This is a genomic window from Shewanella morhuae (assembly GCF_003028295.1).
GTDB lineage: Bacteria > Pseudomonadota > Gammaproteobacteria > Enterobacterales > Shewanellaceae > Shewanella > Shewanella morhuae.
Window position 1 is genome coordinate 2,625,172 of record NZ_PYSG01000002.1, and the last position, 15,949, is coordinate 2,641,120.

At 44.0% G+C, this 15,949-nt stretch carries 10 protein-coding genes; 6 read left to right on the plus strand and 4 right to left on the minus strand.

Annotated features, from left to right (window positions below):
* Positions 1–79: 79 nt before the first annotated feature.
* The 3 genes from dsbC to brnQ form a co-directional block, all read right to left on the minus strand.
* Positions 80–805, minus strand: coding sequence for a bifunctional protein-disulfide isomerase/oxidoreductase DsbC (dsbC, locus tag C9I43_RS12015; RefSeq protein ID WP_107883600.1), 726 nt, complete (start codon positions 803–805; stop codon positions 80–82).
* A gap of 140 nt (positions 806–945) precedes the next feature.
* Positions 946–1,848 (minus strand): site-specific tyrosine recombinase XerD, encoded by a 903-nt coding sequence (gene xerD, locus C9I43_RS12020; protein WP_107883601.1) that lies wholly within the window; start codon positions 1,846–1,848, stop codon positions 946–948.
* A gap of 115 nt (positions 1,849–1,963) precedes the next feature.
* On the minus strand, positions 1,964–3,376 hold the full coding sequence (brnQ, locus tag C9I43_RS12025) for a branched-chain amino acid transport system II carrier protein (RefSeq protein ID WP_181317880.1): 1,413 nt from the start codon (positions 3,374–3,376) through the stop codon (positions 1,964–1,966).
* Between the two features lie 528 nt (positions 3,377–3,904).
* Here brnQ and C9I43_RS12030 point away from each other — a divergent pair.
* The 6 genes from C9I43_RS12030 to C9I43_RS12055 all read left to right on the plus strand — a co-directional run bounded on the left by C9I43_RS12030 (position 3,905) and on the right by C9I43_RS12055 (position 14,467).
* Positions 3,905–4,621 (plus strand): tRNA1(Val) (adenine(37)-N6)-methyltransferase, encoded by a 717-nt coding sequence (locus tag C9I43_RS12030; RefSeq protein ID WP_107883603.1) that lies wholly within the window; start codon positions 3,905–3,907, stop codon positions 4,619–4,621.
* A 238-nt stretch (positions 4,622–4,859) separates the two neighbouring features.
* On the plus strand, positions 4,860–6,122 hold the full coding sequence (gene srmB / locus C9I43_RS12035; RefSeq protein WP_076498035.1) for an ATP-dependent RNA helicase SrmB: 1,263 nt from the start codon (positions 4,860–4,862) through the stop codon (positions 6,120–6,122).
* A 601-nt stretch (positions 6,123–6,723) separates the two neighbouring features.
* Complete coding sequence (locus C9I43_RS12040; RefSeq protein ID WP_107883604.1) at positions 6,724–7,935, plus strand: efflux RND transporter periplasmic adaptor subunit; 1,212 nt, start codon at positions 6,724–6,726, stop codon at positions 7,933–7,935.
* The gene (locus tag C9I43_RS12045; RefSeq protein WP_107883605.1) at positions 7,935–11,126 is read left to right on the plus strand and encodes an efflux RND transporter permease subunit; all 3,192 of its coding nucleotides are present in this window, start codon (positions 7,935–7,937) and stop codon (positions 11,124–11,126) included. The genes C9I43_RS12040 and C9I43_RS12045 overlap by 1 nt, the downstream gene beginning before the upstream one ends.
* Positions 11,127–11,361: 235 nt before the next feature.
* Positions 11,362–12,069: a TatD family nuclease-associated radical SAM protein gene (locus C9I43_RS12050; protein ID WP_107883606.1), complete on the plus strand. Its 708-nt coding sequence runs from the start codon at positions 11,362–11,364 to the stop codon at positions 12,067–12,069.
* A gap of 163 nt (positions 12,070–12,232) precedes the next feature.
* On the plus strand, positions 12,233–14,467 hold the full coding sequence (locus C9I43_RS12055; RefSeq protein WP_076497554.1) for a PAS domain-containing protein: 2,235 nt from the start codon (positions 12,233–12,235) through the stop codon (positions 14,465–14,467).
* Here the strand turns inward: C9I43_RS12055 and C9I43_RS12060 are convergent.
* A complete protein-coding gene (locus tag C9I43_RS12060; protein WP_076498036.1) occupies positions 14,451–15,854 on the minus strand; it encodes a hypothetical protein in 1,404 nt (467 codons plus the stop codon). The two genes, C9I43_RS12055 and C9I43_RS12060, sit on opposite strands and share 17 nt — an antisense overlap.
* Positions 15,855–15,949 lie beyond the last annotated feature (95 nt).

The following is a 15,949-nucleotide window of genomic DNA, read 5'->3' on the forward strand; positions in this document are numbered from 1 at the left end:
AGGGAATCGTGGCGATAAGATAACAAAAAGGTGAGCGTTAAGCTCACCTTTAGTGGGATAATTTTTACGGTTCTGAGTATTATTGACGCGCCTCTAAGGTGCGTAATAAGTCTGCAGGGGGTTGATAACCGGGGATCATATTACCGTCGTCTAACACGATTGCAGGTGTACCATTAACACCAAATGTTGCCCCTAAAGCATACTGTTCGGCAATCTTAGCATCGCATGTAGCCGCGACGACTTTGCTACCCGCTTTGGCATCTGTCATGGCTTTTAAAGGATCTTTAGCGCACCAAATCGCCTGCATCTCGTCGGCATTGGCCGAAGGTACACCCGCACGCGGGAACGCTAAATAACGCACGGTAATACCTAGTTTATTGTATTCATCCATTTGGCTGTGCAATTTACGGCAATAGCCACAGCTAACGTCGGTAAATACAGTGACGACGTACTTTTCGTTTTTGGCTTTATAAACCAACATATTATCTTCAAGCGGCTTCATCATTTCCAAACGTGGGCCAGCTAATGCGGCTTCGGTTAAGTTTTTCATGCCTTTATCTAAGTCATATACGCTGCCGTGAAACAGTTTTGAGCCATCACGAGTGATATAAAGTACACCGCGGTTGGTCATAGCCTGATACAAACCGTCAATGGGTGAGTCTTGCATAGAAATGACTTCAACATCTAACGTCTCGGTCAGTTTTTGCTTAATCGCCGCAGTATCTGGCGAGGTCGCCGTTGCTGCGTTCACAAGAGGCGCAACAACAAGGGCAAAAATTAAAGATAATGCTCGGGTTAACTTCATGGGGCATCCTATAAATTGAGTCTCTACGAAGAGATTTTGAGGTCGTTCAAATTCGATATACTTAATAGACCCTCTATGGGGGCGAAAAGTTACAGGCAAGCCGTTCGGAAAGCAAATTTATGCTGTAACTAAATCCTTTATTAACCTCTAGGATGGTGCTGTTGATGCAACTCCTGCAACCTTGCGCGCGCCACATGAGTATAAATTTGTGTTGTCGACAAATCACTATGACCTAACAGCAATTGCACCACCCGCAGATCGGCACCGTGATTGAGCAAATGGGTAGCAAAAGCGTGGCGTAATGTGTGTGGTGACAATGCAGTCTCAATCCCAGCACGCAGGGCATATAACTTGATTCGATGCCAAAAGGTTTGCCGAGTCATCATCTGTCCGCGTTTGGACGGGAACACCACATCGGATTGTTTATTACTGAGCAGTTCTTGGCGAGCAAATTTCATATAGCTTTCGACTTCAGTAATCGCCAACTCACCCAGTGGCACCAGGCGCTCTTTACCGCCCTTACCGACAATCCGCACTAACCCTTGGCGCAGGCTCATTTGTTCCATCGTCAGGCTAACGAGTTCACTCACCCTTAAACCTGTGGCATATAACAGCTCCAGCATCGCCTTATCGCGGCATTCAACGGCATCTTCTACATTGGGCTCAGACAACAAACGCTCGACCTGCGGCTCGCTCAATGAGTCGGGTAAATGACGGGTTAATTTGGGCGACTCGATTAACGCCAAGGGATCCGTTGTGATGTGTTTAGTCTGTATAAGGTAGCTATAGAAACGCCGTAAACTACTGAGTAGCCGAGCACTACTGGTACGCGCAAAATTCTGTTCGACCCTAAAGGCTAAATACGCCCGAATATCAGCTTGAGAAACCGCGAGTAGCGTAACCTCTTGCTGAATTTGAAAACGCTCAAAATGGCACAGATCGGTACGATAAGCCGATAGCGTGTTATCACTCAGCCCTTTACTTGACCAAATATCATCAAGAAAAGCATCAATAAGTGGGTCACTCTGATAAGTCTTAGGCACAGATTCTCCATAAAAAAACGGCGTAATCAAATGATACGCCGTTGATATTAAATTAAATGTGGTTAAATCTATATAGGCTTAATTGAACTGAGCCTGTAAGTCTTCATCATAAAATTTAAGCTGCAGCCACTTGACCTCGGCCACGACCGAATACTAAGCACAGTGCAATCGTTGCAGCTGTGGGGAGTAACCAAGCCATACCTTCTTCATACAGCGGCAGCATAGACAACACCGGAGACATTGAATCAACGATATGGATAAATCCCTGCGCCATGCCATTAACCGCTTGACCGTCAGCGCCTGTCAGACTACTCGCTGCCACTTTAAGGCCGTCGAAAATACCGAACAGTAACGCCACGCTCAACACTGCACGGTGCGCAAACTGCGGATTAGCAAAATAAGCCGTCAGAAAAGTCACCACTACAAGCGCAATGGCTACCGGATAAATAGTCATTAGCACTGGAATACTAATCGCGATCAACTGAGATAGCCCTACGTTTGCAATCACAGCACAAATTATACTTAAAAAGATTACCAAAAAGCGGTAGGACAATTTTGGCATCAGTTCATTAAAGAACTCAGAGCAAGCACTCACTAAACCGACAGCAGTGGTTAAACACGCTAAGGTCACTACGGTAGAAAGTAAGATTGAACCCAAATCGCCAAATTCACGTGTGACATAGTTTGTTAAAATTTCGCCACCGTTTTTAGCACCAATCGCGATATCACCTGCCGTTGCACCCAAAAAGAACAACGACACATAAACGAAGGCTAAACCTGCAGCAGCAATAAAGGCGGCGCGGATCAGGTATCGAGTTTGGGCGCTCGGTTCTGATATGCCCTTTTTTCGTAGAATATCGATAATCAACATACCAAACATTAAGGACGCGAGCGTATCCATAGTGTTATAGCCTTCCAAAATACCTTTGGTAAGCGGATGTTTTTGATAGTCGCCCATCGCTTGGCCGACTTCAGATGCGGGTAAAAAGATCACTGAGGCTGCTAATCCAACCAATAAGATCAGTAGGATTGGTGTTAATACTTTACCGACACTATCGAGCAATTTCCCAGGAAAAAGCGCTAATAGCATAGTGACAGCAAAAAAACACAAGGTGTACAACAACTGCGACAGGTTGAGTTCTAAATTACCTAATAAAAACGTAGCTGTGGTGTTATCTATAAAAGGTTTAGCCCCTATTTCATAGGCCACTAAACCGGTACGCGGCGCCGCAAAAGCAGGGCCAATAATAATATAAATCGCGATAGCCAATGTCGTTGCTGCAAATACAGGCAGCATAGCCATAACCTTACCTTGAGCCTTAGCGACAGCTATCAGTCCGACTAAAGGTAAACCTACGGCGGTAATTAAAAAACCCAACATAGCGAAGGGCATATTATCCCCCGCCAACATGCCAGCAAACGGCGGAAATATTAAGTTACCTGCCCCCAAAAAAAATGCAAAGGTCATAAAACCTAAGCCCAATGTATCCCCGATACTCATGTGATTGTCTTGCACTGGAAGCCCCATTTAGTCTTATTGTTTTTTTACAAACTTAAGTGATTATGTGTCGATTAGCCATAGCTAAAACAAAGCCCATTTGGAATGCAAATCTATGTTTACACATTTCCGTGGTAAATATATTGAATATCTGCTGAGTTAATAAACAGTGACGAAGCTAAACATGACGTAACCGTCTATTTATTCACCACAAAACTCATTTACCTATCCGTTAATCAATAAAGTGATTAAAAATGGGGGCGAAACTAATACCAAACTTGCAACGCTAATGCAAGATAACTAGGCTTGGCGGCTTAAAAAGGTAAAATAATGCTAATGTACTGCTAACTACAGGTTATCGAGGCAATAAATTAAAGCGGTAATTAAGTGAAATCTGGATTGTTAGGATAAAAATGAGCTCCCTCTGCAATAGGGCTTATGTCACTCAAGTCTTTGCATTTGTTTAAAAGCGGTAGCTAAAAACCCAAGGCAGGCTTTAGAATAATGCCCATTCCCAATTGAACGCTCATCACACTCAAACGGCAAAGCAAACTATCAATGGCATTTACTTTTAAACAATTTCATATCGACGACATGAATTGCGGCATGGCCGTAGGCACAGATAGTGTCGTCTTAGGCGCGTGGGCTCAACTAACCACAGCAAAAACTGTCTTAGATATCGGCGCCGGTAGTGGCTTACTCAGTTTAATGGCCGCGCAGCGTAGCCAAGCACAGATTACCGCAGTTGAGTTAGACGCAAGTGCCGCCCATGCTTGCCAACATAACTTTGGTAATAGCCCATGGGTTAATCGACTGACCTTAGTGAATAGCAGCATACAAGAGTTTTGCCAACAGGTTGAATATCAAGGGAAGTTTGAGCATATCATTTGTAATCCACCCTATTTTGAACAAGGCACACAAGCAATACAATCCCAGCGCGCGATGGCCCGTCACACTGATAGCTTAAGTTTTACCGCATTACTCGATGCTATTCATGTGTGCCTAGCACCGCAAGGAAACGCAAGCCTTATATTACCGATGCAGAGTATGGCGCGTTTTAATGATTGTTTAGCACTCTCACAACTCAGCTTGATTGAAATAACTCACCTTATCAGCGTTGTAGGGAAAAGTGCCAATCGAGTGCTTTGCGTACTTGCACATAAAACTCAGCCTGAAATGGCTCCTAAAAGCAGTGACATCATTATCCGAGAACTTTCAGGCCAATACACCCAAACTATGGTGCAATTGATACAAGATTTTTACCTTAAATACTGATACTGGGCTCACCTCTGAGACTTTACATAAAGAGAGTTAAGTTTGATAAAGTTAATGAAAGGCGCAATACCCCGCAAATCAAATGCTAATACATTGAGCTAAAAGCATTTAGCTAATACCTACGACCATAAAACCTGAGCGACTGAGAAGATAAACACCGGAGATCTAGAGTAAGTCATTTAAGTTAACCGCTATAACCTTTATAATGCTGCGCTATATATCCGTCGAGACGCTGCGCATGCAATTTGAAGATTTCCAGCTTGACCCTAGCTTATTAGAGTCGCTTAATGCCATGGGGCATCATTCACCCACCACTATTCAGCAAGAAACTATCCCTTATGCCCTAGAGCAAAGAGATATTCTAGCGCGCGCCCCGACAGGAACAGGTAAAACTGCGAGCTTTTTACTGCCTTCACTACAGCATTTAATTGACTTCCCTCGTCGTTTTGCAGGGCAAGCTCGTATCCTTATTCTCACGCCAACCCGTGAGTTAGCTAGCCAAATTCATCGCTATGCCTGCCATTTAGCCACAGGCCAAGATTTAGATATCGCGATTGTCACTGGCGGCGTGCCTTACGGACCACAGGAAGAAGCCTTAGCCGGCAACGTGGACATCCTAGTTGCGACCCCTGGCCGTTTGATGGAATATCTTGATAAAGGTAACTTCAACGCTCAAGAAGTCGATATTTTAATTATCGACGAAGCTGACCGCATGTTAGATATGGGATTCTCTTCGGTTGTGCAAGCGATTGCGATTGAAGCCCAAGGCCGTAAACAAAATATGCTGTTCTCTGCCACCTTAGAAGGCGGCGGCGTACAACGTTTTGCCCGTGAAGTACTCAACGACCCGATTGAAATCGATGTTGAAGCCCCACGTAGCGAAAAAGCTAAAATCCACCAGTGGATCCACTTAGCGGACGATAAAGAACATAAGTTTGAACTGCTATGTCATTTACTGCGCCAAGAAGATGTTAAACGCACTATCGTATTTGTGAAAACGCGCGAGCTCGTTTCTAGCTTAGACGGTCTGTTACTCAAAGCTGGCATTCCCTGCGCCTTCATGCGTGGCGATATGGAGCAAAAGAAACGTTTCCAAGCCTTGAGCCGCTTTACTAAAGGTGAAGTTAACGTATTACTGGCGACCGATGTGGCTGCACGCGGTATTGATGTCGACGATATCACCCATGTAATCAACTTTGATATGCCGCGCTCTGCCGATACTTATATTCACCGTATTGGTCGTACTGGCCGTGCTGGCGCAAAAGGAACTGCCATTTCACTTGCCGAAGCCCACGACATGCGTATCGTAGGTAAAATCGAGCGTTATATCGAGCAGCCGTTGAAACGCCGTGTGATTGAAGAGCTGCGTCCAAAGAATAAAGAAGCGCGCACACCGGGTAAGAAAAAAGCCAAAGTGAAAGCGAAAGAAGCTGCAAAGAAAACCAGCAAGAAAGAAGCCGCTAAAAAAGCCAGTAAGATTGCTAGAAAAAAGAACAAGTAATTCATTTTTTAGCACTCTATAAAAAAAGCCGCTTTTGCGGCTTTTTTTATACCTATCACGCCTATTATCAGCATATTGGCTACATTTTTATTATGTAACCTGAGCTCAAGATAGTGGCTGTGGTAACTGATTAATCTTATTACCTTATTCGCAAAATTAACTCTACAGAGGTAGTTTTTCCGTTATCAAGGCAAGTTTACATACCTAATAGTGGGCTATTAGTAGCAAAGTTAACGCAGATAAAGGGAGAAATAACCTGTAGAGACGCAGAGCTTATCCCGATCTCAGGTTATGCACATACTCCATAACATAAAGATGAACACAACAACAAAGCGAACCACGAACCCAGCCTAAACATGATCCTCTATCAACTTGACTAAGTTTATAAATAGACAGTAAAAACACATTCAGCGAACAAAAAAGCGAACCCGAATCACACACGCTGTTGATCTTACCGCCATCAATAAACGTACACAGCTAAGCGTTAGATTTTACAACATTATTCTTTAGATACATTTTATTTACAAAAATAAATTTATTGCTGTGGCCGACTCTGATACTTTAACCCCCATTACGCGATTAGCATGGATGTAACGATAATATGATGAAGACCTTATTAAGGAGATTATCTCCTTTTTTTATTCTGCTACTGTTTGTTTTGGGCGCAGCCTTATTAATGCAAACGAAGGAGGCGCCAGAACAAAAAGCTGAAGAGATACCTGTTCCTATTGTCGATGTCCTGCAGGTGACTCAACAAACTGTATCACTCAATTTACCTTCTTACGGTGTGGTTACCCCTAAATATAAAACTCAATTGGTAACTGAAGTTCAAGGCAGATTATTAACAATTTCAGCAAACTTTGTTGCTGGTGGCATAGTCAAGAAAGGCGAACAATTAGCCCAAATCGAACCCTCAGATTACGAGGCCGACTTAATGCAGGCTGATGCTACTTTAGCTCAAGCCACTGCGGCACTGAACGAAGAAATTGCTCGCGGTGAAGTGGCTAAAATTGAATTTAAAGGCTATGACAAGGGCTTACCGCCTGAGTTAGGCCTACGTATTCCGCAGCTCAAAAAAGAACAAGCCAACGTAAAATATGCCCAAGCAGCACTGGCACGTGCCCAACGCAATCTTGAGCGCACCGTTATCCGCGCACCCTTTGATGGCATCATCAAGGCAAGAAATGTCGATTTAGGTCAGTACGTTAGCTTAGGCACTAATCTAGGGGAGCTTTACGATACCAGTATTGCCGAAATCCGCTTGCCGATTTCAAATGATGATTTAGCCTACCTAGAGTCTGTTGATAATCCCGATACCGAAGTGACGCTTAGCGCCTCTCTAGCCGGAAAAAACAATAGCTGGCAAGGCAATATTGTCCGTAGCGAAGGTGTGATTGATGCAGAAAATCGCATGGTGTATTTAGTTGCTGAAATAAAAGATCCGTATTTACGCGCTAATAAAGTGGTCGGTAGCTTACCGCTCAAATACGGCGCTTTTGTTAATGCCATTATTAAAGGCCGCACTGTCGATGGCATAGTTAAATTACCACGCCATGTGGTCCGTAACGATCAAGTTGTGCTTGTGAATGATAAAAATATTGTTGAGATCCGCCATGTCAATGTCGTTCGTAGCGATCTTGAAAGTGTATTTATCAAGGACAGTTTAAAAACGGGTGAACGAGTGGCTACAACTCACTTTAACAATATGGCAAATGGCCAACTGGTCAAAGTATTAGGCGAAGCAGCACTACCCATTAATATGCAAACAGAAGACACGCCTGAATCGAGTCTTGCGGCCACTGAGGTTAAATGATGGACACTCAAACAGGGATTTTAGCGTGGTTCGCCCGCAACAGTGTGGCCGCTAACCTGCTAATGTGGGTGCTGTTAATCGGCGGCTTATTTAGTACGGTTTTAATCAATAAAGAGGTGTTCCCTTCTTTTGAACTCAATTTACTGAATATCTCCGTCGCTTATCCCGGCGCTGCACCACAGGAAATTGAAGAAGGCATTAACATCAAGATTGAAGAAGCCATTCAAGATATCAATGGCATTAAGAAAGTCACGTCAGTTGCGAGCGAAGGCGTGGGCTCTATTACAGTTGAAGTCGAGGACGGCTATGAAGTACAAGCAGTACTCGATGAAGCCAAGTTACGATTAGATGCTATTTCGACTTTTCCGGTAAACATTGAAAAACCCAACATCTACCAAATTAAGCCCGAGAATAACGTTATTTGGGTATCTGTCTATGGCGATATATCACTGCACGATATGAAAGAATTGGCTAAATCAGTACGTGATGATTTAACCCAACTCCCCGCAGTAACCCGCGCCAAAGTCACTGGAGTACGCGATTATGAAATCGCTATCGAAACCTCAGAGGACAAACTGCGTGAATACGGCCTGACTTTTTCACAGGTAGCGTTAGCAGTACAAAACTCCTCTTTTGATTTACCCGGCGGTTCTATTCGCGCTCAAGATGGCGATATTCTGCTACGCACTAAGGGGCAAGCTTACACCGGCGATGACTTTGCGAATATCGTTGTCACCACTCGCCCAGACGGTAGCCGCGTGATGTTACCGCAGGTGGCAAGCATCAAAGACGGTTTTGAAGAACGCTTGGAATACACCCGCTTCAACGGTAAACCTGCGGCGATTATCGAAGTCACCAGCATTGACGACCAAAACGCCTTAGATATTGCAGACCAAGTTAAAAAATATGTTGAGAAACGCCGCGCTACGCTTCCCGCTAACGCACAGCTCGATACTTGGGGTGATATGACTCACTACCTAAAGGGCCGTTTAGACATGATGACGTCAAACATGTTTTACGGTGCCTTACTGGTGTTTATCATCCTAGCCCTATTTCTTGATCTGAAGTTAGCATTTTGGGTGATGATGGGGATACCTGTGTCGTTTCTTGGCACTATGCTGATTATGCCACTTGATCCTTTTTCAATGACCATTAACATGCTAACCCTGTTTGCCTTTATTTTAGTGCTCGGGATAGTGGTCGACGATGCTATTGTCATTGGTGAGAGCGCTTACACCGAAGTCGAACGCCACGGTCACTCGGTTGAAAACGTGATCCGCGGCGCGCAAAAAGTGGCAATGCCCGCTACCTTTGGCGTATTAACCACGATTGCCGCTTTTATCCCTATGTTGATCGTTTCTGGCCCGATGGGGATTATCTGGAAATCCATCGGTATGGTAGTCATTCTCTGTTTAGTGTTCTCATTGATTGAATCTAAGCTCATCCTGCCAGCGCATTTAGCGCATATGAAGTTTAAAAAGCCTGGCGCACCAAGGGGACTTTTGGGTCGCTTTAAAGCTAATTTCAACGACAGAGTGCAATACTTTATTCACCACAGTTATCGCCACTTTCTCGAGCGTTGTATCAAGCACAGATACAATGTAGTGGCTGTTTTTGTCGGGGTGTTGATTCTGTCAATAGCCCTAGTTGCCAGTGGTAAAGTACGTTGGGTATTCTTTCCTGATATTCCATCAGATTTTATTCAAGTTCAACTTGAAATGGATGAGGGCAGCTCAGAAGATAACACCTTAAAGGTGGTACAGAGCATAGAAGAAGCCCTGTATAAAATGAACGATAAAATGGAGCAAGATAACGGCTATCAAGTAGTGAAGCACAGCTTTATTAACATGAGTTCACGTACCTCTGCTTTTATTTTTGCAGAACTGACCAAAGGCGAAGACCGCGAAGTCGACGGCGTGACGATTGCTGCGGCGTGGCGTGAACAATTGCCCGAACTGTTATCGGTTAAAAAACTCAGCTTTAACGCGAGCACCAATGATGCCGGTGGCGATATTTCCTTCAGGTTGACCTCAAGCGATCTCGATGAACTGTCTGCGGCATCAAAAGAACTAAAGCAAAAACTCGCCAGTTATGAGGGCGTGTACGATATTGCTGATAACTTCTCCTCGGGCAGCCATGAAATTCGCCTGAAGATACGTCCAGAGGCGGAAGCCCTTGGTTTAACCCTTTCTGATTTAGCCCGCCAAGTACGTTATGGTTTTTATGGTTATGAAGCCCAACGTATTTTACGCAACAAAGAAGAAATCAAGGTAATGGTGCGCTATCCATTAGAGCAGCGTCGTACTGTGGGTTATCTGGAAAACATGCTGATCCGTACGCCAAAGGGCACGTCAGTTCCGTTCTCGACTGTGGCACAAATTGAGAAAGGTGAATCCTATGCCTCAATTACCCGTGTTGACGGTAAGCGAGCAATTACCATCACGGCAAATGCCAACAAAAACATCGTTGAACCTTCAAAAGTCGTACAGGAAATTCAACAAGATTACCTGCCACAATTACAAGCCAAGTATCCTAAAATTCAAACTGCGCTCGATGGCGGCAGTTTAGATGAACAGAATGCCATGGGCGGTTTGCTGCAAGGTTTCTTCTTTGCGCTGTTTACCATTTATGCCCTGATGGCTATCCCGCTAAAATCCTACAGCCAGCCGTTAATCATCATGTCGGTTATCCCTTTTGGGATTATTGGTGCCCTGTTTGGTCATTTGATTCAGGGGCTCGCGATGAGCGTATTAAGCCTTTGCGGCATCGTGGCGCTTGCTGGAGTTGTCGTAAACGACTCTTTGATTTTGGTCGATTTTGTGAACCGAGCGCGTGAGCAAGGCCAATCGGTCAGACAGGCAGCGGTGGATTCAGGCTGTTATCGCTTTAGGGCGATTATTTTAACGTCACTCACAACCTTTGTCGGCCTAGTACCCATTATTCTCGAGCGCAGTTTACAGGCACAAATAGTGATCCCAATGGCAACCTCCCTCGCTTTCGGTATCCTGTTCTCGACCGTAGTGACGCTGATCTTAGTGCCGCTGCTGTACATCATACTCGACGATATAAAGCACGCTAGCAGCCGCTTTTTCAACTGGTGGTGGCGGCCTAAAAAAACCAATGATGAGGACGTTAAGCATTCGGATTTTGAGCAAGCTGTCACGACTGACTATAAGAAAGACTATTTATAGGCTGTTAACGACAGGCTGTTAACGACAGACAGTTAATCAATGTCTTATCCTTAAAAAGAGAGCTTAGGCTCTCTTTTTTATTGCCTGTGCTCACTCAATTCCACATCAGCATCAAAGTCACTTTGCTGTGAGTGAGTTTGAGCTTTCAAGTTGCGATCTAGCTGACAGTTATGCCGTTACGCTTTCGCTACACTGTGGTTAAGTCGTCAGTTGTCGTTAGAGTGAAACCGTCATTATGTCTAAGTATCTGCATAATCAACACCTTGATAACCCGCACGTTGTCACTACTGAAACCCTAGCGAACGGTCACATTACAGATGATGTTTGCACCAACGGAACCTGTGCAGCAGAAACCTTAGTTTATGATATTCGCCGTAGTCGCTACCTGAATATTACTGGGCGCTGTACGTTACGCTGCGCTTTTTGCCCCAAACATAATGGCAGTAAACAGATCCATGAATATCAATTGGCTTTGAGCCATCAACCTAAAGCTGAAGAGATTATTCCTCTGTTAGGTAAAGTTACCGACTTTGAAGAATATGTGTTTTGCGGTTATGGCGAACCAACCTTAAATCTTCCAACCCTGCTCGCTGTGGCAAAAGAAATAAAGCAAAGAGGTGGACGAGTACGCATTAATACCGATGGATTGGGCAATTTAGTCCATAGACGCAATATTCTGCCAGAACTTGCTGGCTGCGTAGACAGCTTATCGATTTCTCTCAATGCAGATAATGAAGCCGCCTATATTGAACATTGTCGCCCAAAACTCGCCGGTTCTTATGCTGCAATGCATACCTTTATTGCGTTAGCCCCACACTACATAGACACAGTACAAGTTTCAGCGATTGAAGGGTTAGCAGGGGTTAATATCGTTCGTTGCCGTGAACAAGTTGAGAGTTATGGCTGCCAATTCAAGCATCGTCTATTAGGCGCCTTAGGTTAACACTGCCTAAAATATCACAATATTTGGCTATATCGCTGCGTCCAAGCTACCCATAAAACCAGCATAATTTTGCAATGGGAATTTTACGTTGTAACTGGCACTGTAGTAACAATTCTTTCGTGTTAACATAGCGTAATTAACAGTTCACCTACATAATCGATTCATGCTGAAGAATAATCCAAGTACGTATTCCCTCGCGCCACTACTCTCATTAACTCAAGGGATCTACTGGTCGCATCAACGTGTATTAGCCGTTGCAAGCCAGCTTTCCATGCTGGTGGTTGGCATGATCATTTTAACTAACTTGATTATTACTTTAGGTGAGCGTCGTCTGCAGGAAGAATGGGCTACACAGAGATACAGTGAACTACAAACCATAGGCACGCTTGTCACCGACAAAATATCTTTTCAGCAATTTCGCACCTTAATTTTTGCCAATGATGAACGACTAAAGCAATACTTAAGCAACCCCACCGCCAAGCAACAACTCAAATTACAACAAAGTTGGCAAGAATTGGTTCAAAAAATTCCTGAGCTACTCGGCGTGGCGCTATACGATCCACAAGGTAATTATAAATTTTCAACCACCTCTAATTTCAGCAAAGATCCCATACCGCCCGCATTACTTGGTGTGAGTCGCCAGATGGGAGGCCGAGAAGTCTATACCTCACCACTAGAATTTGTCCCTATTGACGGTAAGTTAGAAGCCTATCTGTATCAAATGGCATTGCTAGAAAAGGCTGATCAAAGTTCGATGGGATATATAGTGACGTATAACTCTATGGAACAAATGCTTGAGGCCATAAAGCCAGCATTTTCGAGTAATCGATCGCCCATGTTAATGCTCGATACGCAGGGATTACTCTTTACTGGTACTAATAGCTTAGCCCCGTTAAATAATGTGCCCACTTTTCTAGGTGCGAGTTTAAAGCAAAGTTACCCCGCATTGTGGCGTGATATGTCGATGAGTAACTTTGGTCAATTTCACGGTGAAGATGCCACGTTCGTCTACCTTAAGCTTGAGCTTACAACTCAGCCAGAGACCCGCCGAGAGTATTATTTACTGTCTTATGTGCGTAATTCAGACATAGCGGCACAATTTTATCAATGGCGAAATATTGTTATCGCGGCATCTTTAATACTCACTCTGTTAGCCGCTTGGGTGATATTACTTAGCCATATGTATCGCTTACAACAACGTTCTCGCCAATACAGTATTGATGTCGCTAATGGTTTATTTAACAGTGATATCGGCTTTATGATGGTCAACGAAAATGCCCGAGTGATTAGCGCCAATACTAAAGCGGCTGAAGCAACATTAGTTCCACTCGATGAGTTGACCGACCGCAGTCTGCAGCGAACTTTGTGCCTTGATGACACCACATACGCACAGTTAATGGAGCAAGTGCATAAGATAGGGCAATGGTCAGGAGATATCAGCCTAGAAAGCATTAAGGGCCCAACGCTAAGGGTTAATGTACGCCAAGCGCCAAGGGCAAGCCGAGGTTCACCACATTTATTAATAACCCTTGAAGATATTAGTGAGCTAATCCAGAGTAAACAACAGGCTTTCATCAATGAACTACTCTGCGACAGCACTGTAGCTATCGCGCTCACCGATGCCAATGGTAAATTGATTAAAATTAACCCGGCATTCGATGCCATGATGCAACTCAATGGGGATTTAAATCACGATTTAGCCTCATTACTTGCCAACGATTTAGGTAATCAATGGCAAAGGATCAGCTCTCAAATCGCCATGCAAGGTCAGTGGCAAGGGCAAATACTGTGTGCCCCCAAAGAGCCGCGATCCCATTGCTTGCAAGCTACCTTAAAGGGTCATGTCACAGCAGATGGTGAGATTGATTATATTGTATGTACTTTAGAACAGGCAGATCAGCGTGGCTCAAATAGAGAGAAACGTGACCTAGTCCCGCATCGAAATATCATACTGCAAAGGTTAGGCGATTTAGAAAGCTATTTTAGCTCGTTACCACCGCAAAGCCGCCTTAGCTCTAGCTTATTGCTAATGGATATTAACCCTGAGGGTATGTTGAGTCACATGAGTGACATAGACCAACTGGCGAATCGACAACAAGAAGTCGAAGTACAATTACTACTTGAAACCCCAGCTAATTATCAAATTTTGCATTGGCAACTAGGTAAGATCATCATGATGTTACCAGACACAGACGCCACCCAGGCCCATAGTTTTGCGCTTAATATGATGGAAAAACTCTCTGGTAATGGCCTAAGTGAAGGTATCAGCATAGGTATCGCGGGTTATCAAGAGGGGCAAACATTAGAGCAATATCTTAATAATGCTGAAATTGCCCTAAGGCGCGCTAAACAAAATAACGAGCAGAATATTGGCCAAGCTTTTACTCGTCATCAATGATAGATTCCGGAGCATTAACCGAGTCGGGTAATTTGCTCTGGGTAATTTCAATAATGGCTGAACGGTTCATGGTAATTTTATAGCGAATATACTGCGGGGCTTCACGGTTCTCACGTAACACTAAAATCAAATTAACTTGATAGCGACGCTCTACCGATTCATGGCTGATTTTACCTTCAACTTCCTTATAAATCTTTGCTTTACCTCGCTCTAAGTAACGGGCAAAGGGCACTAAACTAAAATTGACTTGCTCTTGGATAGTCGAATATCCCGCTTGGAACTCGCTCTGATTCACCTTAGTGGCAATTTTATAGTGTAAAATTTCTGCATCGACCTTATTTTGGCTATGTCGGTGCTTTAAAATTTCGCTGACTTTATCTGGTAAGTCTTGTTGACGCATAAACTCAAGCCAAACTAATTGCTTAGCTATGATTGCCTGACTGGTTGTATCACGCAAAATGCGGCTCCAGCGAGGTCTACCGCGCTGCACATAGCGCCACATGGCATTACGAACATCGTCCTTGAAAATTTCCCTAAAGCCGTAAATTACTGCCAAGGTCAGTACTAGGGCAATGGTGAAACCACTAAATGCACCTTGAGCCTGAATAATCAATGCCGATACCACTAGCATCACTAATGCGGTCGCTAATCCTGTGGTGAACTTTTTAAGGCCAATACCTAAGGGTTTTAATTCCTCTTTGAGCACCACGCCCTGCTGGATTAACCGACGTAATAACAACATCTTATTAGATATTCTGTTTGGGTCTTGCTTCGTTTGCACTGAGTTATATTTATGCTCATCCCGATAGGCACACTCATTGCGACATAGGGTTAATACCCGCTCTTGAATATCATTAAAATCACTGGTACGAGTGGCATGAGCAAGCACTTTCAGTAACTGCTGCTCACAAAACCAAGACAAGTAGTTATCGGCGTTTTCAAAATAGGATTTCCATTTAGGATCCTCAGGTTCGTTGCGGCGAAACTTTTTCAGTAATTGAATAACTTGTTCGCGCAGCTCATCAAGAGCGAGATAAAAGTGAGCTACGTCAGATATTTGTTTAAGTTCTTTAACATCGTTTTCAACAGCGACGGCAAACTGGTAGGCGAATAAATTAAGGTATAAGCGAAACTCTTCAATGGTACGGCGATTCAAACTGGCAAAACGCCCCTGCACCAGCGGTAAATGTAGACCTTCAGAATAGTAAGATCGGCGCCCGACAATCGAGCTAAAATAGTACTCTTCTTCATTGAGCGTATGTGAGCCTATGCCCATTTCCTTGGGTAAAAAGAAATAGAGATCGAGCTGACGGCTATCGCCCTTTTCCATCTGATGGCTAAATTTAATCGATAGCGATTCTTCTTGCTTTACACGTATCTTAGACACAGCATCCTTTTCATGAGTCTCCGTTAAAGGCATAACTCATAGCAGTAAACGAGAATAAGTGAGTACTAATCTTAACTGAAATAAACTCAAATACA

Bases quoted from the DNA above. Each gene is read 5' to 3' on its own strand.
- dsbC (WP_107883600.1), bottom strand. From the start codon at position 805: ATGAAGTTAACCCGAGCATTATCTTTAATTTTTGCCCTTGTTGTTGCG.
- brnQ (WP_181317880.1), bottom strand. From the start codon at position 3,376: ATGGGGCTTCCAGTGCAAGACAATCACATGAGTATCGGGGATACATTG.
- C9I43_RS12030 (WP_107883603.1), top strand. From the start codon at position 3,905: ATGGCATTTACTTTTAAACAATTTCATATCGACGACATGAATTGCGGC.
- srmB (WP_076498035.1), top strand. From the start codon at position 4,860: ATGCAATTTGAAGATTTCCAGCTTGACCCTAGCTTATTAGAGTCGCTT.
- C9I43_RS12040 (WP_107883604.1), top strand. From the start codon at position 6,724: ATGATGAAGACCTTATTAAGGAGATTATCTCCTTTTTTTATTCTGCTA.
- C9I43_RS12045 (WP_107883605.1), top strand. From the start codon at position 7,935: ATGGACACTCAAACAGGGATTTTAGCGTGGTTCGCCCGCAACAGTGTG.
- C9I43_RS12050 (WP_107883606.1), top strand. From the start codon at position 11,362: ATGTCTAAGTATCTGCATAATCAACACCTTGATAACCCGCACGTTGTC.
- C9I43_RS12055 (WP_076497554.1), top strand. From the start codon at position 12,233: ATGCTGAAGAATAATCCAAGTACGTATTCCCTCGCGCCACTACTCTCA.